21 protein-coding genes and 1 pseudogene are annotated in these 20,252 nt (G+C 57.4%); 13 read left to right on the forward strand and 9 right to left on the reverse strand.

Annotation, left to right across the window (positions count from 1 at the left end):
- The first annotated feature begins 151 nt into the window (after positions 1 to 151).
- A complete protein-coding gene (gene malZ / locus ABLV52_RS19695) occupies positions 152 to 1,969 on the forward strand; it encodes a maltodextrin glucosidase (protein ID WP_348890846.1) in 1,818 nt (605 codons plus the stop codon).
- Here malZ and ABLV52_RS19700 read toward each other — a convergent pair.
- Positions 1,966 to 2,868: a LysR substrate-binding domain-containing protein gene (locus ABLV52_RS19700; RefSeq protein ID WP_348890847.1), complete on the reverse strand. Its 903-nt coding sequence runs from the start codon at positions 2,866 to 2,868 to the stop codon at positions 1,966 to 1,968. The two genes, malZ and ABLV52_RS19700, sit on opposite strands and share 4 nt — an antisense overlap.
- Positions 2,869 to 3,134: 266 nt before the next feature.
- Between ABLV52_RS19700 and ABLV52_RS19705 the strand changes: the two genes are divergently transcribed.
- The 3 genes from ABLV52_RS19705 (at position 3,135) to ABLV52_RS19715 (ending at position 6,351) form a co-directional block, all read left to right on the forward strand.
- Entirely contained in the window at positions 3,135 to 3,776 is a 642-nt protein-coding gene (locus ABLV52_RS19705) for a hydrolase (protein WP_002890357.1), read from the forward strand.
- A gap of 136 nt (positions 3,777 to 3,912) precedes the next feature.
- On the forward strand, positions 3,913 to 4,458 hold the full coding sequence (locus ABLV52_RS19710) for an antibiotic biosynthesis monooxygenase (RefSeq protein WP_023288586.1): 546 nt from the start codon (positions 3,913 to 3,915) through the stop codon (positions 4,456 to 4,458).
- Between the two features lie 24 nt (positions 4,459 to 4,482).
- Positions 4,483 to 6,351 carry an amidohydrolase gene (locus ABLV52_RS19715; protein WP_023288587.1) on the forward strand — a complete coding sequence of 623 codons (1,869 nt, stop codon included), beginning with the start codon at positions 4,483 to 4,485 and terminating at the stop codon, positions 6,349 to 6,351.
- A 58-nt stretch (positions 6,352 to 6,409) separates the two neighbouring features.
- On the opposite strand, the gene fba is transcribed toward ABLV52_RS19715, so the two are convergent.
- The 5 genes from fba to ABLV52_RS19740 form a co-directional block, all read right to left on the reverse strand.
- The gene (gene fba, locus ABLV52_RS19720; RefSeq protein ID WP_072199152.1) at positions 6,410 to 7,264 is read right to left on the reverse strand and encodes a class II fructose-1,6-bisphosphate aldolase; all 855 of its coding nucleotides are present in this window, start codon (positions 7,262 to 7,264) and stop codon (positions 6,410 to 6,412) included.
- A gap of 35 nt (positions 7,265 to 7,299) precedes the next feature.
- The gene (locus tag ABLV52_RS19725; RefSeq protein WP_032453579.1) at positions 7,300 to 8,262 is read right to left on the reverse strand and encodes a PfkB family carbohydrate kinase; all 963 of its coding nucleotides are present in this window, start codon (positions 8,260 to 8,262) and stop codon (positions 7,300 to 7,302) included.
- Positions 8,263 to 8,327: 65 nt separating this feature from the next.
- Positions 8,328 to 9,719, reverse strand: coding sequence for a PTS ascorbate transporter subunit IIC (locus ABLV52_RS19730; RefSeq protein ID WP_348890848.1), 1,392 nt, complete (start codon positions 9,717 to 9,719; stop codon positions 8,328 to 8,330).
- A 20-nt stretch (positions 9,720 to 9,739) separates the two neighbouring features.
- Positions 9,740 to 10,027, reverse strand: coding sequence for a PTS sugar transporter subunit IIB (locus ABLV52_RS19735; protein ID WP_017898931.1), 288 nt, complete (start codon positions 10,025 to 10,027; stop codon positions 9,740 to 9,742).
- Positions 10,028 to 10,032: 5 nt separating this feature from the next.
- Positions 10,033 to 10,476 carry a PTS sugar transporter subunit IIA gene (locus ABLV52_RS19740; RefSeq protein WP_023288591.1) on the reverse strand — a complete coding sequence of 148 codons (444 nt, stop codon included), beginning with the start codon at positions 10,474 to 10,476 and terminating at the stop codon, positions 10,033 to 10,035.
- A gap of 55 nt (positions 10,477 to 10,531) precedes the next feature.
- Here ABLV52_RS19740 and ABLV52_RS19745 point away from each other — a divergent pair, with 55 nt between their 5' ends.
- Positions 10,532 to 10,678 (forward strand): hypothetical protein, encoded by a 147-nt coding sequence (locus ABLV52_RS19745; RefSeq protein WP_065805442.1) that lies wholly within the window; start codon positions 10,532 to 10,534, stop codon positions 10,676 to 10,678.
- A gap of 144 nt (positions 10,679 to 10,822) precedes the next feature.
- Here ABLV52_RS19745 and ABLV52_RS19750 read toward each other — a convergent pair whose 3' ends face one another.
- A complete protein-coding gene (locus ABLV52_RS19750; protein ID WP_004178733.1) occupies positions 10,823 to 11,425 on the reverse strand; it encodes a peroxiredoxin in 603 nt (200 codons plus the stop codon).
- A 127-nt stretch (positions 11,426 to 11,552) separates the two neighbouring features.
- Positions 11,553 to 12,134: an ACP phosphodiesterase gene (gene acpH / locus ABLV52_RS19755; protein ID WP_348890849.1), complete on the reverse strand. Its 582-nt coding sequence runs from the start codon at positions 12,132 to 12,134 to the stop codon at positions 11,553 to 11,555.
- A gap of 88 nt (positions 12,135 to 12,222) precedes the next feature.
- On the opposite strand from acpH, the pseudogene ABLV52_RS19760 reads away from it, so the two are divergent.
- The 8 genes and pseudogenes from ABLV52_RS19760 (at position 12,223) to ABLV52_RS19795 (ending at position 19,135) form a co-directional block, all read left to right on the forward strand.
- Positions 12,223 to 12,338 (forward strand): annotated as a pseudogene (locus ABLV52_RS19760) (hypothetical protein).
- A 64-nt stretch (positions 12,339 to 12,402) separates the two neighbouring features.
- On the forward strand, positions 12,403 to 13,467 hold the full coding sequence (gene queA / locus ABLV52_RS19765) for a tRNA preQ1(34) S-adenosylmethionine ribosyltransferase-isomerase QueA (protein ID WP_004204841.1): 1,065 nt from the start codon (positions 12,403 to 12,405) through the stop codon (positions 13,465 to 13,467).
- Positions 13,468 to 13,575: 108 nt separating this feature from the next.
- Entirely contained in the window at positions 13,576 to 14,703 is a 1,128-nt protein-coding gene (tgt, locus tag ABLV52_RS19770; protein WP_002890395.1) for a tRNA guanosine(34) transglycosylase Tgt, read from the forward strand.
- Positions 14,704 to 14,725: 22 nt separating this feature from the next.
- Positions 14,726 to 15,058 carry a preprotein translocase subunit YajC gene (gene yajC / locus ABLV52_RS19775; protein WP_002890398.1) on the forward strand — a complete coding sequence of 111 codons (333 nt, stop codon included), beginning with the start codon at positions 14,726 to 14,728 and terminating at the stop codon, positions 15,056 to 15,058.
- 26 nt (positions 15,059 to 15,084) lie between these two features.
- Positions 15,085 to 16,932 carry a protein translocase subunit SecD gene (secD, locus tag ABLV52_RS19780; protein WP_008805370.1) on the forward strand — a complete coding sequence of 616 codons (1,848 nt, stop codon included), beginning with the start codon at positions 15,085 to 15,087 and terminating at the stop codon, positions 16,930 to 16,932.
- Between the two features lie 10 nt (positions 16,933 to 16,942).
- The gene (gene secF / locus ABLV52_RS19785; protein WP_008805371.1) at positions 16,943 to 17,914 is read left to right on the forward strand and encodes a protein translocase subunit SecF; all 972 of its coding nucleotides are present in this window, start codon (positions 16,943 to 16,945) and stop codon (positions 17,912 to 17,914) included.
- A 135-nt stretch (positions 17,915 to 18,049) separates the two neighbouring features.
- The gene (locus tag ABLV52_RS19790; protein ID WP_048296845.1) at positions 18,050 to 18,415 is read left to right on the forward strand and encodes a VOC family protein; all 366 of its coding nucleotides are present in this window, start codon (positions 18,050 to 18,052) and stop codon (positions 18,413 to 18,415) included.
- Positions 18,416 to 18,439: 24 nt separating this feature from the next.
- Complete coding sequence (locus tag ABLV52_RS19795) at positions 18,440 to 19,135, forward strand: YafY family protein (RefSeq protein WP_085551220.1); 696 nt, start codon at positions 18,440 to 18,442, stop codon at positions 19,133 to 19,135.
- Between the two features lie 42 nt (positions 19,136 to 19,177).
- Here ABLV52_RS19795 and ABLV52_RS19800 read toward each other — a convergent pair whose 3' ends face one another.
- Positions 19,178 to 20,062, reverse strand: coding sequence for a nucleoside-specific channel-forming protein Tsx (locus tag ABLV52_RS19800; protein ID WP_004204836.1), 885 nt, complete (start codon positions 20,060 to 20,062; stop codon positions 19,178 to 19,180).
- Between the last annotated feature and the right edge of the window lie 190 nt (positions 20,063 to 20,252).

The raw sequence follows: 20,252 nt of genomic DNA on the forward strand, positions 1-20,252 counted from the left end.
TCGACATCGCCCCGGTCAGCATCGCGCGACCGGGGCGGCTTGCCGACCCGCGTCCTCCCCCGTTATCCTCCCCCAAAAAATCCTGTGACGATGAGTTCTGCGCCTGACGGCTATGGCAAGGTGTGCCCATTCTGCACAATGAGGATTCACGATGTTGAAGGCATGGCACCTTCCGGTTGTACCCTTTATCAAGGTGCAACAGGACCGACTGTTTATTACCCTGTGGTTAAGCGGTGAGTCGCTGCCGCAGCGGATCACGCTGCGCGCGGAAGAAGATAACGAAGAGCTGTCGCTGCCGATGCAGCGCCTCCGCCAGGCGCCGAGGCCGGGGGTGGTGGCATGGCGCGGTGAAATCCATCTCGCCAGCGGTCAGCCGCGCCGCCGCTACAGCTTTAAGCTGCTGTGGGCCGACCATCAGCGCTGGTTTACGCCGCAGGGCTTCAGCCGTTTTCCGCCGGCCAGGCTGGAGCAGTTCGCCGTCGACCTGCCGGACGCCGGCCCGCAGTGGGTGGCCGATCAGGTTTTCTATCAGATTTTCCCCGATCGCTTTGCCCGCAGCGCTGCGCGTGACGGCGAACAGGACGCGGTCTATTACCATCACGCGGCGGGACGGGAGATTGTGCGCAAGGCGTGGGACGAACCGCTTACCGGCGAGGCGGGCGGTTCGACGTTCTACGGCGGCGATCTCGACGGCATCAGCGAAAAACTGCCGTACCTGAAGCAGCTCGGTGTGACCGCCCTGTATCTGAACCCGGTCTTCGCCGCCCCCAGCGTGCATAAATATGACACGGAGGATTATCGGCGCGTCGATCCGCAGTTTGGCGGCGACGCGGCGCTGCTCCGCTTGCGCCATAACACCCAGCGGGCGGGGATGCGCATGATCCTCGACGGCGTGTTCAACCATACCGGCGATTCCCATCCCTGGTTCGACCGTCACCAGCAGGGCAGCGGCGGCGCCGGCCATCATCCGGACTCCCCGTGGCGCGACTGGTTTACCTTCTCCGGGGAGGGGCAGGCGCACAACTGGCTGGGTTATGCCAGTCTGCCGAAGCTCGACTATCGGTCGACCAGCCTGGTCAACGAGATCTATGCCGGCGAGGACAGCATCGTACGCCACTGGCTGAAGGCGCCGTGGAGCATGGACGGCTGGCGTCTGGACGTGGTGCATATGCTCGGCGAAGGCGGCGGGGCGCGAAATAACCTGCGGCATATCGCCGGCATCACCCAGGCGGCGAAGCAAACGCAGCCGGAAGCCTTTGTCTTTGGCGAACATTTTGGCGACGCGCGCCAGTGGCTGCAGGCGGATGCCGAAGATTCGGCAATGAACTACCGCGGCTTCACCTTCCCGATCTGGGGATTCCTTGCCAATACCGATATCTCTTACGATCCGCAGAAGATAGACGCCCAGACCTGTATGGCGTGGATGGATAATTATCGCGCCGGGCTGTCGCATCAGCAGCAGCTACGGATGTTCAATCAGCTCGACAGCCATGATACGGCGCGTTTTAAATCTCTCCTTGGCAAAGACGTAGCGCGCCTGCCGCTGGCGGTGGTGTGGCTGTTCAGCTGGCCGGGGGTACCGTGCATCTACTACGGCGACGAGGTGGGCGTGGATGGCAATAACGATCCGTTCTGCCGTAAACCGTTCCCGTGGGATCCGGCGCTGCAGGATACCCAGCTGCTGGCGCTGTATCAGCGGATGGCGAAACTGCGTAAAGCCCAGCAGGCGCTGCGCTACGGCGGCTGCCAGGTGATTTACGCCGAGGATAACGTGGTGGTGTTTGTCCGCGTTTATAAACAGCAGCGGGTGCTGGTGGCGATTAACCGCGGCGAAGCCTGCGAGGTGGTTATCGAGGATTCGCCGCTGCTGGACGTGGGGGCCTGGACGCTGCAGGAAGGCGCTGGCGCCTTCCATGACGGGGTGCTGACCCTCCCGGCTATCTCCGCCTGCGTCTGGTCCGGCCGTTAACGATAGAGCTGGCTCAGCAGGTCGTCGCGGAGGAGCGCCTCCCGCCACCAGCGCTGAGCCAGCCCATCATTCCCGCTGCGCCAGGCCATGTAGGTGATATCTTTTTCCCGCCAGCAGGCGACGCTTTTCTCCACCAGACAGCCTTTTTCCAGCCACGGGCGGGCGATATGACGCGGCAGAAAGCCGCAGCCCAGCCCGGCGCACAGCAGTTCGACTTTGCTGGCGAAATCATCGACGCCGATTTGCGGTTGTTCATCAAGCAGGTTGCTGTTCAGCGGATGGCAATAGCGGGCGCTGTCGCGGATCACTATCGCCCGGTGCTGGCTGAGCTGCTTATTGCTGAGCGGCGCTTCCGCGCCGGCCAGCGGGTGGGTCGGGGCGACCACGAAAATGTTATCCAGCGCGCCAAGGGTTTGCCATGACCACTCGGCGGAGGTAGGCGGCTCATTGATGGCGCCGAGGATAATATCCGCGCCATGGTGGGTCAGCTCTTCCCACGAACCGGCGAGGGTGTGATGACTGAAGTTCAGCCGCGTCTGCGGGTTTTGCGCGTAGAACTCGGCGATCAGCGGCAGCAGGGCTGAAAAGGGAAACGAGGCGTCGAGGGCGATCGCCAGCTCTCGCTCCCAGCCGGCGCTTAGCTGCTGGGCCTGCTTTTCCAGATCTCTGGCGGCGCTCAACAGCTGGCGTCCTTTCTCGAGCATCAATCGCCCGGTATCGGTAAACTTCGCCCGGTGACCGGAGCGATCCAATAAGACAATGTCCAGATCGTTCTCCAGCTTCTGGATCATATAGCTCAGCGCGGCGGGGGTTTTATACAGCGACTCCGCGGCGGTGGCGAAGGATCCGTGTCGGTCCAGCGCATCAAGGATCATCAGAACATCAAAGTTTACGCGCATCAGGGGTTTCCATTAATTTATTTTCCCCTTGTTGTACCTAAGCGCAATAATCAATGCCAGTGAATAAATCAGAACAGTTTGACGTAAAAATTTGATGAAAGCTGGCGTGAGTCAATACTAACCGCCGACAAAATATAAATCACAAAAAAACTTTAATAACTTGTTAGAAATAACTGGCTATACTCACCATGCTTTATCAGTCAGGATCTACACGACGCATTAACCATCATGTCATCTTTTTAACTCATTGATTAAGAAGGTATTTAATGTCTATTCGTGAACTGCTCGATCCCACTAATTCCGCCCTTATCTTTATTGATCATCAACCACAGATGTCATTTGGCGTGGCGAATATCGATCGCCAGACCCTCAAAAATAACACCGTGGCGCTGGCCAAAGCTGGCAAAATTTTTAATGTACCGGTGATTTACACTTCCGTAGAGACCAAAAGCTTCAGCGGTTATATCTGGCCGGAATTATTGGCCGTGCATCCTGACGTCAAGCCGATTGAGCGTACTTCAATGAACTCCTGGGAAGACGATGCCTTCGTCGCGGCGGTGAAAGCGACCGGCCGTAAAAAGCTGGTGATCTCCGCTCTGTGGACCGAAGTTTGCCTGACGTTTCCGGCGCTGATGGCCCTGGAGGCGGGCTACGAAGTGTATGTGGTCACCGATACCTCCGGCGGTACCTCTGTCGACGCCCATGAGCGTTCTATTGACCGGATGGTGCAGGCGGGTGCGGTGCCGGTGACCTGGCAGCAGGTGTTGCTGGAGTACCAGCGCGACTGGTCGCGCAAAGCGACTTACGATGCGGTCATGGACCTGGTGCGCGAACACAGCGGCGCCTACGGGATGGGCGTGGATTACGCTTATACCATGGTGCACGGCGCGCCAGAGCGTAAAGCGTAACTCACTTCATCCTTCAAGCTGCCTCTTTGTTGGCTGCGTTTGTCCGCCCCGACGCAGCATGAATGATGTTGTGCAGAGCCATTTATCGCTAATGGCAGGAGCAATCCTGCCATTCCCCTGAAGCAAGGAACTCTTTATGGCGCAGCAAAAATCGGTGACCCTGGTCATCAGCCATCTGCTCGATCCGCAACACGGCCAGCGCTACGAAGAGTGGCTCGGCAAAATCATGCCCATCGCGGCTGAATTTCCCGGCCATCTCGGGGCGAATGTGATCCGGCCCGCCGCAGGGCAGAATCTGTGGAGCGTGATTATCCGCTTCGACACCCTGGAGCATCTCTACGCCTGGACGCAGTCGGAAACCCGTCGTCAGCTGGTGGCGGAGATTGCCCCGCTGCTGACGGAGGGCGATCGGACGGAGGTGCGGACCGAACCGGCCTTCTGGTTTACCCCGCCGGTGGCGAATGTGCGCCAGCCGCGGCGCTGGAAACAGTTTCTGATCACCCTGCTGGTGATTTTCCCCAGCACCAACCTGGTGCCGGCGGTGACCGGCATGCTGTTGCCGTCGCTTAAGGGGAGCCTGCTGCTGCACCTGATCAATGATGCCTGCGTGGTTGCGCTGGTGGTCTGGTTCTGGATGCCCATCGTGACCCGCCTGTTTGCTGGCTGGTTAAAGAAAAACTGAGTCAGCCTCCCCAAGGAGTGCGTTATGTCGCAAACTGCCACACTGATTCTGACCCACGGCCAGATTCATACCCTCGATCGCGCGAATCCGCTGGCGGAAGCCGTGGCCATCGCCGACGGAAAAATTGTTGCCACCGGAAGCCACGATCGGATCATGAGCTTTGCCGCCGAGGGGACGCAGATCGTCGATCTCAAAGGGCATACGGTGATCCCGGGCCTCAACGATTCTCACCTGCACCTGATCCGCGGTGGGTTGAACTACAACCTTGAGCTCCGCTGGGAGGGGGTGCCCTCGCTGGCCGATGCGCTGCGAATGCTCAAGGAGCAGGCGGATCGCACACCCTCCCCGCAGTGGGTGCGGGTGGTCGGCGGCTGGAGCGAATTCCAGTTCGCCGAACGACGGATGCCGACCCTGGAAGAGCTAAACGACGCGGCGCCCGATACGCCGGTGTTTGTACTGCATCTCTACGATCGCGCGCTGCTGAACCGCGCGGCGCTGAAAGCTGTGGGATATACCAAAGAGACGCCGGATCCGGCGGGCGGCGAGATCGTCCGCGATAGCCACGGCAACCCGACCGGGATGCTGATCGCCAAACCAAACGCCATGATCCTCTATGCCACCCTGGCCAAAGGGCCGAAGCTGCCGCTGGATCTGCAGGTGAACTCCACCCGCCAGTTTATGCGCGAGCTGAACCGGCTGGGGCTGACCAGCGCCATCGACGCCGGGGGCGGTTTCCAGAACTACCCGGAAGATTACGAAATTATCGAACAGCTGCACGCGAAAGAGCAAATGACCGTGCGCATCGCCTACAACCTGTTTACCCAGCGGCCGAAGCAGGAGCTGGAGGACTTCGAACGCTGGACCGACATGCTGAAGCCGGGGCAGGGGACCGACTTCTATCGTGCCAACGGCGCCGGCGAGATGCTGGTATTTTCGGCGGCGGATTTTGAAGATTTCCTGCAGCCGCGGCCGGATCTGCCGCAAGGCATGGAGGATGAGCTGGAGCGGGTGGTGCGCCACCTGGTGGAACATCGCTGGCCGTTCCGCCTGCATGCCACCTACGACGAGTCCATCAGCCGGATGCTGGACGTGTTTGAGAAGGTGAACCGCGACATTCCGTTTAACGGTCTGCACTGGTTCTTCGACCATGCCGAGACCATTACCGAGCGCAACATTGAGCGGGTGAAGGCGCTGGGGGGCGGCATTGCGGTGCAGCACCGGATGGCCTTCCAGGGCGAATATTTTGTCGATCGCTACGGCAAAGAGGCGGTGAAACATACGCCGCCGGTGGCGAAAATGCTTGAGCTGGACGTACCGGTAGGGTTGGGGACCGATGCCACCCGCGTCGCCAGCTATAACCCGTGGACCGCGCTGTACTGGCTGGTCTCCGGGCGCACCGTCGGCGGGATGGCGATGTATGACGACAACAACCGGCTGCCGCGCGATGTCGCGCTGGAGCTGTGGACGGCGGGCAGCGCCTGGTTCTCCAGCGAGCAGGGGAAAAAGGGCCGTCTGGCCGCCGGTCAGCTTGCCGATCTGGTGGTGCTGTCGAAGGACTATTTCAGCGTCGCGGAAGAGGAGATCAAAGGCATTGAGTCGGTGCTGACGGTGGTTGACGGCAAAGTGGTGTATGCCGCCGGTCACTTCTCGCCGCTGGCGCCGCCGCCGATTCCAGTGCTGCCGGAGTGGTCGCCGGTGGTGAAGGTCCCGGGCCATTACCGTTCCGCTCCGCCGGCGGCGGCTAAAATTGGCGCCATGGTACAGATGCACCAGTGCTGCGGTAGCTGCGGCGTTCACGGCCATCAGCATGATATCGCGCGGAAATCGTCGATCCCGGTCTCCGACGAGCAGGCCTTCTGGGGCGTGCTGGGCTGCTCCTGCTTTGCCTTCTGATGCCTGACGCCTCCGCCCCGGTAGCTAAGGGGCGGAGGTCTCAGCCACCTTTCCCGCATCAATAGCGCTGCTGTGAGCCAAATAGCGCCATGCGGCGGGCAATCATCTCGCGTACCGGCTGCAGCCCCTGGGCGATCACTTTCCGCGGATCGTTCACATCGTGCCCGGTATCGGCAGCGAAGATCGCCTTCACCTGCTGGCACCAGGCGTACATATTTTCGGTATTAACGTTAATCTTGGCGGTGCCGCAGGCAATCGCCCGGCGCATATCCTCATCGGCAATACCGGTGCCGCCATGCAGCACCAGCGGAACCTTCACCCGCTCGGCAATGGCTTTCATCTCGCTAAATCCCAGCCTGGCTTTGCCTTTATACAGGCCATGGGTGGAGCCCAGCGCGGCGGCGAGGCAGTCCACCTGGGTTTCTGTCACCAGGGTGTAGCACTCCTGCGGATCGGCATAGATGACTTCGGAATTGACAATGCCGTCTTCGCTACCGGCGATAGTCCCCAGTTCGGCCTCCACGGAGATACCTTTGCTGTGCGCCAGCGTCACCAGATGGCGGGTAATGGCCAGGTTTTCCCTGAACGGCAGATGTGAGCCATCAAACATAATGGAACTGAAGCCGGCGGCGATCGCCGCTTCGCAGGCCTCCCGGGTGGTGCCATGATCCAGATGCAGCGCCACCGGAACATCAATATGTAAATACTCCATGGCGTTAACCACGATGTCATGAATACATTTTAACCCGAGCATATGCTTAACCGTGCCGCCGGACACGCCCAAAATAACCGGTGAGCGGCACTGCTGGGCGGTGCTTAATACGGCGCCAACCCATTCCAGATTATTAATGTTGAACTGACCGACGGCGTAGCCGTCCCTCAGGGCATGCTGAAGCATGTCCTTCATCGACACTAACATATTCACCTCTTGATATTTATTAAATACAGTTATTCTTCAAAATATTGCTTTAAGTTTCTCTCGTAGCTATTTAACGAGTGGTGGACGACCGCCAGGTCCGGCATAGATTCCCGTACCCCTTTTTTCTCAATAGAAATGGCTGCGGTGAGGCTGGCAAATAAAATAATATTATCTATGTGCCATGAGTAATGGACGCCATAGGTGAAGGCGCCGTGAAATACATCCCCGGCTCCGGTGGTATCCACGGCATTGCACAGCCAGGAAGGAACGATCTGCAGCATACCGCTTTTTAAAAAAGCGCAGCCTTTTTCGCCAAGGGTAATAAATGCCTCACCGCGGCAAATTTTATTCAGCTCAATCAGCGCTGCTTTAATTTCTGCTTCGGTGCTCAGCGAGCGATAGCTCATATAGTCGCGGGCAAAATGTTCGCTCACCACAAAATAGTCGGTCCAGGCCGCCAGTTTAATATTGCTGGCACGCAGTGACCCGCCGTCCATCACGACTCTGGCGTTGGGCAGTTTCTTAATTAAATATTCACTGATTTCCGCCTCATGGCCGTCAATTAAAATAGTGACTGGCTCCTCGGCGGCAATCAGTCGCTCGGCGAGATCGTCCAGTTTGAGCTTTTGATCGTAGGTCAGGGAAGGCGGTGTTTGCATCTTGCGGGTAATAATCGTCCGCGAACCCGTTAAGCGATTAACGAGCACCGAGGCCAGCGGGGTGATCATGTCATCGGAGAAAACCACCTGGCTGGTATCCACGCCCGCTTCGGCAAACTCATCGATAATGCGCTGACCGTAAAGATCCTGATGCAGATGGCCGATGTAATAGACCTCCTCCCCCCATAATCCCAGCAGCCAGGCCGCATTGGCCGCCGGGCCGCCGCCGCTTTCGATAAAATCATGACAAAAGTTTTTAGTATTCTCCTGGGGCCATTCATTGAGAAAGAAAAACTGATCGAAACAAGCAAATCCAATGGACAAAATAGCCATAACCACTCCTGATTATTTGTCAGCGGCGGGAAGCTTGACCGTCCCGCCGGGAAAAATGACCTCGCTTATTCATTTTTCTGCTTGGCGATAAGCTCCTCATAGCTGAGCGTGTTGCCCACCACCCGTACCTGACGGAAGCAGAAAGGCGCCAGCAGCGCGACGAGCAGCGCCAGACAAATCAGGTAGATAGTGACCTGGCCAAACAGGGTAAACGCGTTACCGATAATGATGTCCCACACCGCGAAGTCGAAATCGGCGAAGGTGCTGTTTTCAAACCCGAGGTTGCCGAGCGCCGGCAGCAGCATCGCCGGCAGGAAGGCCAGGAAGATCCCGCCGATAAAGGCGGCGATGATACAACCGCGCTTACCGCCCAGCTTGTCGGCAAAGACCCCGGAGGTACCGCCGCAGAAGAAGTGCGGCACCATGCCGGGAATAATCAGCGCCATGCCCAGACCGCCGAGCATGAGCATCCCGACCAGCCCGCCCACAAAGGAGCTGATGAATCCCACCACCACCGCGGTGGGGCTAAAGGTAAAGAACACCGCGCAGTCAACGGCCGGGATGGAGTCCGGGATCAGTTTCTGGCTGATGCCCTGGAATGCCGGCACCAGATCGCCCAGGATCAAGCGCACGCCGTTGTAGACAATGGCTACGCCAACGGCGAACTGCAGACCGGTCAGCACGGAGAAGATCAGCATGTTCTGGTCGGTGATGGTGCTCAGGTACGCCGACCCGGCGACAGCGCTGCAGACAAAGTAGATGACAAACATCACGATACCGGTGGTGACGGTGGTATCGCGCAGAAAACCCCATTTCTCTGAGATTTCGGTATCGGCGAAGGAGTTTGCCGGATTACCGGTCCGGCTGGCGATCCACGCCGAGAGGTAGTAGCCCAGAGAGCCGAAATGGCCCATGGCGATCCCGCCGTCCTCGGTCACCTGCCTGGTGTAACGCTGGCCAATGGCGGGGGAGATGGCCGACCATGAGCCCAGCAGGAATCCGCCGATCAGGATCAACATCCAGCCCTGGAACTCCGCCGCCTGCAGGACGGCGGAGAACAGGCAGGCGAGAAAGAATGAGTGATGACCGGTGAGAAAGATATATTTATATTTTGTGCAGCGGGCAATGATCAGATTGAAAATAAAGCCCAACAGCAAAATACTCATGGTTTCCACGCCCAGCATCTTCTGGGCGACGGAGACAATGGCTTCATTGTTCGGAATAACGCCGCGGATATTAAATCCCGCTTCGATAATGCCGCCCAACGGGTTGAGATTGGCAACGATAACGCCTGCGCCAGCGCTCAACATCAAATAGCCTAAAATCGGCTTTAATGTGCCGGTAAGGAGTTTGTTGCCGGGGGAGCGCAGCGCCACTAAGCCAACGAAGGCGATAAGCCCCATTAAAAAAGCGGGTTGACTGAATATTTCCGTTAAGAAACTAAGAATAGCCTGCATGGTCGTTCCCTCTATGCTGATTAAGAGTGAGTCGCAGCAATTTTCATCAGCGCGTCGGTAATATCCTCGGCGATTTTTGCTTTATGGACATAGCTGCGAATAATGGCGACATGACAGTGGGCCGGAAATTGATTTGCCAGTTCTTTGATCGTGACATAAAGGTCGGCTTTTTCCCCGACCGCGTTAGCAAAATCGACCGAGGCGACGTCCGCTTTGATACCTAATTCTTCACAAATCTTCTTCACATTATTCGCAGCCATCAATGAACTGCCAATACCGTTACCACAAACCGTTCTGATAACTAACATAATGACTACTCCATTTGTTTTTGGATGAAATGTAAGACTGAATTCACGTCAGTTTCCTGCTGAAGAAAGGTCACGATATCTGACTCGATCAGCGAGGCTATCAGTTGGATCATTTTGATATGACTGTCAGCATCGGCGCCGGCGATGGCGATGACGACGGTAACCGGATCGAACTCATCGTGGCCGAAGGTCACTGGCGTGGCGGTGGTGACAAGCGAAAATCCGGTCTGCAATGCCCCTTTTTCCGGGCGGGCGTGCGGCATGGCAATCCCGTCATCTATCACGATGGCGGCGCCAAAATCTTCGTATACCGTCAGCATCTCGCTGACATATTCGGCGCTGCAAATCTGATGCCTGGCGAGTAATGAACCCGCCAGTTCGATGGCCTCTTCCGCATGGGAAATATTCTGCTTCAGGGCGATTAACGTCGGGTCAAAAATAATATCCATTCTCTTCTCCTGAACGTATTCCTGTTCCTGAGTAAAATCATGACCAAATACATTGATAAAAATGATGGATGAGATCACATCCGCGGTTTTAAATATTGATGGCGATCACATCGACGGCAAAGTGCTGGCAGAAAACCATATAAATAATTTATATGATTTTCAGTTGGTTACGGAGTGCTTGAGATTTGGTGCTGAAATTTGACAGAGAAAAAATGAGAGGCAGAGCGAAATTTTTCGGCAGAAGTGTATTCCTGGTCACAAATATCGCCGGGTCATTTTCCTAAATTTTGACGTCGCTAACAAAAAAGGCCCGCCTGAGCGAGCCTTTTATAAAAACGTGTGCCGATTACAGGCTGGAGACGTTTTCGGTCAGGTATTTTGCAACGCCTTCCGGAGAGGCAGCCATACCTTCTTTTCCTTTTTCCCACTGCGCCGGGCAAACTTCGCCGTGCTCTTCGTGGAACTGCAGCGCGTCAACCATGCGCAGCATTTCGTCGATGTTACGGCCCAGCGGCAGGTCGTTAACCACCTGGTGACGAACCACGCCGTTGGCGTCGATCAGGAAGGAACCACGCAGGGCAACGCCTTCGTCCGGATGCTCGATACCGTAAGCTTTCTGGATTTCACGTTTGATGTCAGCAACCATCGCGTATTTAACCGGGCCGATACCGCCCTGGTCTACCGGGGTGTTACGCCATGCGTTGTGCACGAACTCGGAGTCGAAGGAAACGCCAACCACTTCCACGCCGCGTTTCTGGAATTCTTCGTAACGTTTGTCGAACGCGATCAGCTCAGACGGGCAAACGAAGGTGAAGTCCATCGGCCAGAAGAACAGAACGGTAGGTTTACCGTTGGTGTGCTGTTTGAAATTGAATTTCTCAACGATCTCACCATTACCCAGCACAGCGGCTGCAGTAAAATCCGGCGCTTGACGAGTGACCAGAACCATTTGATTCTCCTGTAATTACTAAGGTTATTTAAAACGCAACGCCGGCAAGTATAGAGCCTGTCCGCCAATAACACAAAGAGGCACTGACAATCGTTCAGCCAGCTTTTACCTATCAATGTCGCAGCGATTACAGCTGTTTGTTTTTCGCCTGACGCATCATCTGCGGATAAAAGCGCCAGAACTGCCCCTCCAGCCGGTCATAGTGGGTATCCAGATCCTGCCAGGAGTCGCGCAGCGCCTCGAGACGCGGGCGGCGGCTGGCCATGCCGTTGAGCACGCGCTGAATAAAATCCATCTCCTGATAGCGCTCCAGCCAGCGCTCCGACCAGAGATATTGGTTGAGATTGACGAAGCGGGGCGGCGAGTCGGGCAGGATGGGAACGATCTGCCGCTCGGCGTAGCGCACGAACTCCTCCAGCGGCAGGTCAGGGGAGAGCTGCGCCCAGTGCTGCGACAGGAAATGATCCCACATGACGTCGAGGGTGATCGGGGCGACGCGGCGGGTCTGCGGGCGAAACCACTCCCGCGCCTCTTTGACTTCCGCCAGGTTGTCAGTCAGCACGTCAATCCGCCGATGCATATAGATGCCGTCAACAATCTCCGCCGGATAGTCGCCCTGCGGGTTGCCGCGCACAAAGTCGGCCATCAGATTGCCGGGCAGCGAACTCTCGGCGAGATGGGCCAGGTGCAGGTGGGCGAGAAAATTCATAGTGACGACATCCTTCAAAGACTTTCTGGCGGGCAGAGTGAGCGGTGTAGCGCTGCGCGTCGCCCTGAACGGCAGCCCCGGTGCCCGGATGGCGTGCTGTCTGGCCTCGCGCGGCCCTCTGCCACCGGTGATGCATTCGGCTGCCGCATGGCGGCATTCGGAATGATTTGGAATATAGATTATGTCATTCATCCGGAGGGGTAAAGGTTGCAGGCAGACCGCCCCGGCACTAGACTACCCGCCTCTTTATTCAGTCTGAGTTATCGTCATGCGCGTTACCGATTTTGCTTTTGAACTACCCGAATCCCTGATCGCCCACTATCCGATGCCTGAGCGCAGTAGCTGCCGCTTACTCTCCCTGGACGGGCCGACGGGCGCGCTGACGCATGGCACCTTCACCGACATCCTCGATAAGCTCAATCCCGGCGATCTGCTGGTGTTTAACAACACCAGGGTGATCCCGGCGCGTCTGTTCGGCCGCAAGGCCAGCGGCGGCAAGATTGAAGTGCTGGTGGAGCGGATGCTGGATGATAAGCGCATCCTCGCCCATATTCGCGCCTCGAAAGCGCCGAAGCCGGGCGCCGAGCTGCTGCTGGGCGACGACGAGAGCATTCAGGCCACCATGCTGGCGCGTCACGGCGCGCTGTTTGAAGTGGAATTTAACGACGAGCGCCCGGTGCTGGAGATCCTTAACGGGATCGGCCATATGCCGCTGCCGCCCTACATTGATCGCCCGGACGAAGACGCTGACCGCGAGCTCTATCAAACCGTCTACGGCACCCGGCCGGGCGCGGTAGCCGCCCCGACCGCGGGTCTGCACTTCGACGAACCGCTGCTGGACAAACTGCGCGCTAAAGGGGTTGAGATGGCGTTTGTCACCCTGCACGTGGGCGCGGGTACCTTCCAGCCGGTGCGCGTCGACAGCATTGAAGAGCACACGATGCACTCAGAATATGCGGAAGTGCCGCAGGAGGTGGTCGATGCGGTGCTGGCGGCGAAAGCGCGCGGCAATCGCGTGATCGCGGTGGGCACCACCTCGGTACGCTCGCTGGAGAGCGCGGCGCAGGCGGCGAAAGACGCCCTGATCGCGCCGTTCTTCGACGATACGCAGATTTTCATCTATCCGGGTTATCAGTACCAGGTGATCGATGCGCTGGTGACCAACTTCCATCTCCCTGAATCCACACTGATTATGCTGGTGTCGGCGTTTGCGGGTTATCAGCACACCATGAACGCCTATAAGGTAGCGGTGGAGCAGAAATATCGCTTTTTTAGCTACGGGGATGCGATGTTTATCACGTACAATCCGCAGGCTATTTCTGAGCGTCCCTGAAAAGGCCGGCCCGCCGGCTTTTGGCACGCCATGACGCATTTTTAGCCACGGAATCATTCCGTGGCGAGTATCAAAACGTCGGACTGTTTTTCTGACGCAGGAGCAAGCATGAAATTTGAACTGGATACCACCGACGGTCGCGCCCGCCGCGGTCGCCTGGTGTTTGAGCGCGGCGTGGTGGAAACACCGGCCTTTATGCCCGTTGGCACCTACGGCACCGTCAAAGGGATGACGCCGGAAGAGGTGGAAGCCACCGGCGCGCAGATTATTCTCGGCAACACCTTCCACCTGTGGCTGCGACCGGGTCAGGAGATCATGAAGCTGCACGGCGATCTGCACGATTTTATGCAGTGGAAAGGACCGATCCTGACCGACTCCGGCGGCTTCCAGGTGTTCAGCCTTGGCGATATCCGTAAGATCACCGAGCAGGGCGTCCACTTCCGTAACCCGATCAACGGCGATCCGATTTTCCTCGATCCGGAAAAATCCATGGAGATTCAGTACGATCTCGGTTCCGATATCGTGATGATCTTCGACGAATGTACGCCGTACCCGGCGGACTGGGATTACGCCAAGCGCTCGATGGAGATGTCTCTGCGCTGGGCAAAGCGCAGCCGCGACCGTTTCGATAGCCTTGGCAATAAAAATGCGCTGTTCGGCATCATTCAGGGCAGCGTTTACGAAGATTTACGTGATATCTCGGTGAAAGGTCTGGTAGAGATTGGCTTTGATGGCTACGCTGTCGGCGGTTTGGCGGTCGGCGAGCCGAAGGAAGACATGCACCGTATTCTGGAGCACGTCTGCCCGCAGATCCCGGCCGATAAACCACGATACCTGATGGGCGTCGGGAAGCCGGAAGATCTGGTGGAAGGGGTACGTCGCGGTATCGATATGTTCGACTGCGTCATGCCGACGCGCAACGCGCGTAACGGCCACCTGTTCGTCACCGACGGCGTGGTGAAAATCCGCAACGCGAAGCACAAAAGCGATACCGCGCCGCTGGACGCCGAGTGTGATTGCTATACATGTCGCAATTATTCACGCGCTTACTTGCATCACCTTGACCGTTGCAACGAAATATTGGGCGCGCGTCTCAATACCATTCATAACCTGCGCTACTATCAGCGTTTAATGGCTGGTTTACGCAAGGCTATCGAAGAGGGTAAATTAGAGAGCTTCGTGACCGATTTTTACCAACGTCAGGGGCGCACCGTGCCTCCTTTGAACGTTGATTAATTTTAATAATGAGGGAATTTCAATGAGCTTTTTTATTTCTGATGCGGTAGCGGCAACGGGTGCACCGGCGCAGGGCAGCCCGATGTCTCTGATTCTGATGCTGGTGGTGTTCGGTCTGATTTTTTACTTCATGATCCTGCGTCCACAGCAGAAGCGCACCAAGGAACATAAGAACCTGATGAACTCCATCGCCAAAGGTGATGAAGTGCTGACCAACGGCGGTCTGGTCGGTCGCGTGACCAAAGTAGCGGAAACTGGCTACATTGCTATCGCGCTGAACGATACCACTGAAGTGGTTATCAAACGTGACTTCGTTGCTGCCGTTCTGCCGAAAGGCACCATGAAGGCGCTGTAATCTAACTTTTCCCAAAGGGAACTGCCGTGTTAAACCGTTATCCTTTGTGGAAGTATGTCATGCTGGTCGTCGTCATTGTCGTCGGCCTGATCTATGCGCTTCCCAACCTGTATGGTGAGGATCCGGCTGTTCAAATCACTGGCGCGCGCGGCGTCGCCGCCAGTGAGCAAACGCTGATCCAGGTCCAGAAAACTTTACAAGAAGAAAAAATTACCGCGAAGTCTGTGGCACTGGAAGAGGGCGCTATTCTTGCGCGCTTCGACACCACTGATACCCAGCTGCGCGCGCGTGAAGCGCTGCTTACCGTGTTGGGTGACAAATACGTCGTGGCGCTAAACCTTGCTCCGGCAACCCCACGCTGGCTGGCGGCACTCTATGCCGAGCCGATGAAGCTGGGTCTTGATCTGCGCGGCGGCGTGCACTTCCTGATGGAAGTCGACATGGACACCGCGTTAGGCAAACTGCAGGAACAGAACATCGATAGCCTGCGCAGCGAGCTGCGCGACAAAGGCATTCCTTACGCGACCGTGCGCAAGGAAGACAACTATGGTCTGAGCATCGTCTTCCGCGACAGCGCGGCGCGCGACCAGGCTATCTCTTATCTCAGCCCTCGCCATCGCGATCTGGTGATCTCCTCTCAGGGTGACAACAGCCTGAAAGCGGTGATGACCGATGAGCGCCTGAAAGAAGCTCGTGAGTATGCGGTTCAGCAGAACATTAACATTCTGCGTAACCGTGTGAACCAGCTGGGCGTCGCCGAACCGCTGGTTCAGCGTCAGGGCGCTGACCGCATCGTGGTTGAGCTGCCGGGTATCCAGGATACCGCGCGGGCGAAGGAGATCCTTGGCGCGACCGCGACCCTCGAGTTCCGTCTGGTCAATACCAACGTGGACCAGTCCGCCGCCGCCTCAGGCCGCGTGCCGGGCGACTCGGAAGTGAAAGAGACGCGTGAAGGCCAGCCGGTGGTGCTGTACAAGCGGGTTATCCTGACCGGTGACCATATCACCGACTCGACCTCCAGCATGGATGAGTACAACCAGCCGCAGGTCAACATCTCGCTGGACAGCGCAGGCGGCAACATCATGTCCAACTTCACCAAGGACAACATCGGCAAGCCGATGGCGACCCTGTTCGTGGAGTATAAAGACAGCGGTAAGAAAGACGCCAACGGTCGCGCTATCCTGGCGAAAGAGGAAGAGGTGATTAACATCGCCAACATCCAGTCGCGTCTGGGCAACAGCTTCCGTATTACCGGTATCAGCAACCCGAACGAAGCTCGCCAGCTGTCGCTGCTGCTGCGTGCCGGCGCGTTGATTGCGCCGATTCAGATCGTCGAAGAGCGGACTATCGGCCCAACCCTTGGCATGCAGAACATCAAGCAGGGTCTGGAAGCCTGTCTGGCCGGTCTGGTGGTCTCTATCCTGTTCATGATCCTCTTCTATAAGAAGTTCGGTCTGATTGCGACCTCGGCGCTGATTGCCAACCTGGTGCTGATTGTCGGCATTATGTCCCTGATCCCGGGGGCGACGCTGACCATGCCGGGCATCGCGGGTATCGTGTTAACCCTTGCGGTGGCGGTCGATGCTAACGTTCTGATCAACGAGCGTATCAAAGAAGAGCTGAGCAACGGGCGTACCGTTCAGCAGGCGATTGACGAAGGTTATCGCGGCGCGTTCAGCTCGATCTTCGACGCCAACGTGACGACGCTTATCAAAGTGATCATCCTGTACGCGGTCGGTACCGGTGCCATTAAAGGGTTTGCGATTACCACCGGTATCGGTATCGCGACCTCAATGTTTACCGCTATCGTCGGCACCCGTGCCATCGTGAACCTGCTGTACGGCGGCAAGCGCGTTAAAAAGCTGTCTATCTGAGGAGTGCGTTGTGGCACAGGAATATACTGTTGAACAATTGAACCACGGCCGTAAAGTCTGGGACTTTATGCGCTGGGACTACTGGGCCTTCGGCATTTCAGGCTTTCTGCTGATTGTGTCGATCGCCATCATCGGCGTCCGCGGCTTTAACTGGGGTCTCGATTTCACCGGCGGTACGGTGATCGAAATTACCCTTGAGAAGCCGGTCGATCTGGACCAGATGCGCGATTCCCTGCAGAAAGCGGGCTTTGAAGAGCCGCAGGTGCAGAACTTTGGCAGCAGCCGCGACATCATGGTACGTATGCCGCCGGTGCATGACGCCAACGTCAGCCAGGAGCTGGGCAGCAAGGTCGTGACGGTGATTAACGAATCGACCAGCCAGAACGCGGCGGTGAAGCGTATTGAGTTTGTCGGCCCGAGCGTCGGCGCGGACCTTGCGCAAACAGGCGCCCTGGCGCTGATTGCCGCGCTGGTCTGTATCCTGATCTACGTCGGCTTCCGCTTCGAATGGCGTCTGGCGGCGGGGGTGGTTATCGCCCTGGCGCACGACGTGGTGATCACCATGGGGGTGCTGTCGCTATTCCATATCGAGATCGACCTGACCATTGTGGCCTCGTTGATGTCGGTTATCGGCTACTCGCTGAACGACAGTATCGTGGTATCGGACCGTATCCGTGAAAACTTCCGTAAGATCCGCCGCGGTACGCCGTACGAGATCTTCAACGTGTCGTTGACCCAGACGCTGCACCGTACCTTGATCACCTCCGGGACCACCCTGATGGTGATCCTGATGCTGTTCCTGTTCGGCGGCCCGATTCTGGAAGGCTTCTCGCTGACCATGCTGATCGGTGTCTCCATCGGTACGGCTTCTTCTATCTACGTCGCCTCCGCGCTGGCGTTGAAGCTGGGCATGAAGCGCGAGCATCTGCTGCAGCAGAAGGTCGAAAAAGAAGGGGCGGACCAGCCGTCTATTCTGCCGTAATACAGTTCAGTTGAAATAACGCAATCCCGGTCAGGCGCCGGGATTTTTTTTGCCCGCGACAAAACCTGCTGACAGTATGCTGTCAGGAGCCCTCCCATACACTCCTTCTGAACTCACTAACGAGCAGGAGGAAGTATGAATAACGTGATTAACTGGTTTGAAATTCCGGTCGCCGATATGGATCGCGCCGTCGCGTTTTATGAGCCGGTGATGCAGGTGACGCTGCGTCGCGAAACCATGGACTGCGCCGAGCTGGCGGTGTTCCCGCATCAGGATCCGGCCCCCGGCGGCGCGCTCGCCAAATTTGAGGGTATCGCGCCCTCTGCGCAGGGCGCTATTATTTACCTGCATACAGACCATCTTACCGCCACCCTCGACCGCGTTGCCTCGGCGGGTGGGGCATGTGTTTTCGGGCCGCTGACGCTGCCGAATGATATTGGCACCATCGCGCTGTTTACTGACAGCGAGGGCAACCGCGTCGGCCTGCACCAACCGGCTTAACCTGAACTTTTTGTGAAGTGAGACATGACCCGACGCGCCGACCGTTTATTTCAGATTGTGCAGATCCTGCGCGGCAGGCGGCTCACCACCGCCGCGCTGCTGGCGGAGCGGCTGGGCGTGTCGGAGCGCACCGTGTATCGCGATATTCGCGATCTCTCCCTCTCCGGCGTGCCGGTGGAGGGCGAGGCGGGGAGCGGTTATCGCCTGCTGGCGGGCTACGATCTGCCGCCGCTAATGCTGACCACCAAAGAATCCGAAGCGCTGATCGCCGCGATCCGGCTGCTGAAAACCTGGGGCGGCGAGGCGCTGTCGCAATCGCTGGAGTCTGCCCAGGAGAAGATGCTGGCGATCCTGCCAGAGGCGCGCCGGCGCCAGGCGGAGCAGACCCGCCTGTTTGCCCCCGATCTCGGCGCCCATCGCTATGCCAAAACCTTCTTTGACGTCATTCATCTGGCGGTCTCCGGCCAGCAGGTGCTGGCGCTGCGCTATCAGGATGAGTCCGGTCGGGTGACCGAGCGCGACGTGCTGCCGCTGGGGCTGTTTTTCTGGGGGGAGCGCTGGCTGCTGGTGGCCTGGTGCGAGCTGCGCAATGATTATCGCAACTTTCGCCTCGACCGCTGTCTGGCGGTCAGGGCGACCGAGCGTCGATTCAGCGAGTGCGCCGACCGCTCGTTAAGCGATTTTCTGCGCAAGGTCCGCTGCGACGTGTGGGAGAAATAAAAACGCCCGGGAGGCCCGGGCGCTGTCCTGCCGTTTCAGCAATCAGAAGTTGTAACCAACCACAAAGTAACCACCCCAACCGGTTGAGCGGACGCTGAAATCGCCATCGCCGAAGTTCAGCTTGGCATCGTCAGCCCACTGGCCGCCGTTATGGAAGTAACGGGCCACCACCGAGTAGTGCCAGTGCGCGTAGTTCAGCGCCAGGATATGGCTGGAGGCGATGGAGTTGCTGGTGCGCGCGTGCTTCCCGTTCAGATCGTAGAAGTTGTCATCGCCGAGGTCAGAGCCCCAGTCGAAGTTGGTGAAGCCGATGTAGCTCAGCGAACCGCCCCACAGGTCGGTCAGCGGCACAAAGTATTTCACTTTGAAGCGGTAGCCGTCCCACTCGTTTTCGTTGGACGCGCCGTAGTTCTGCCACTGGTATTTGGCGTAGACGTTCAGCGACAGGCTCATCGGCAGGCCGGTGTCGATATCGGTACCCAGACCCATATACCAGGTGCTCTGCTCCTGGGAGTCATTGCGGCCCATATCGTAGATATAGTTGTTCGCGAAATACCACTCTTTGAACGGCCCGAAGCTCAGGTCGGTGTTGGTCAGCTTATCGATAGAGAAGCGCGGTTCGATCTCCATAAACAGCGGGGAGCCGTTGTTCCAGATACCTTTTGCCGTGCTGTTGCCGCCGAAGAATACCGGGGCATCGATATAGCCGTAGAAATCAAACCAGTCTTTTTTGGCGAACGCTTCGTATTCCAGGTAGGTATCGTTACGGATCTGCGGTCCAAAACGGGTGTGGTAGCTGCCCACCACGTTAACACTCTGGTGCCACCAGTCAGACAGATACTGCGGTTTGTCGTTTTCTGCCGCGCCCGCGGTAAAAGAAGTGGAGAGCGCCACAACCGCACCCGCTGCCAGTAATGTTTTTTTCATAGTAATGCCACTGTTTAAATTGAGCCTGAAGGCGTTAAAAGAAGTGCCGAAGCGTTTCTAAATATTTCGTGTTTCTGTGGGGGTCTATTATAGGAATCATTGCTCACAAAAATACGTGTTGTTTCACATAACCAGAACATGCGTAATCGATTGCGTTCACGATTCTATGCATTTCTTGACAAAATGCTAC

The organism is Klebsiella sp. GB_Kp056 (assembly GCF_040064755.1).
Classification (GTDB): domain Bacteria; phylum Pseudomonadota; class Gammaproteobacteria; order Enterobacterales; family Enterobacteriaceae; genus Klebsiella; species Klebsiella quasipneumoniae.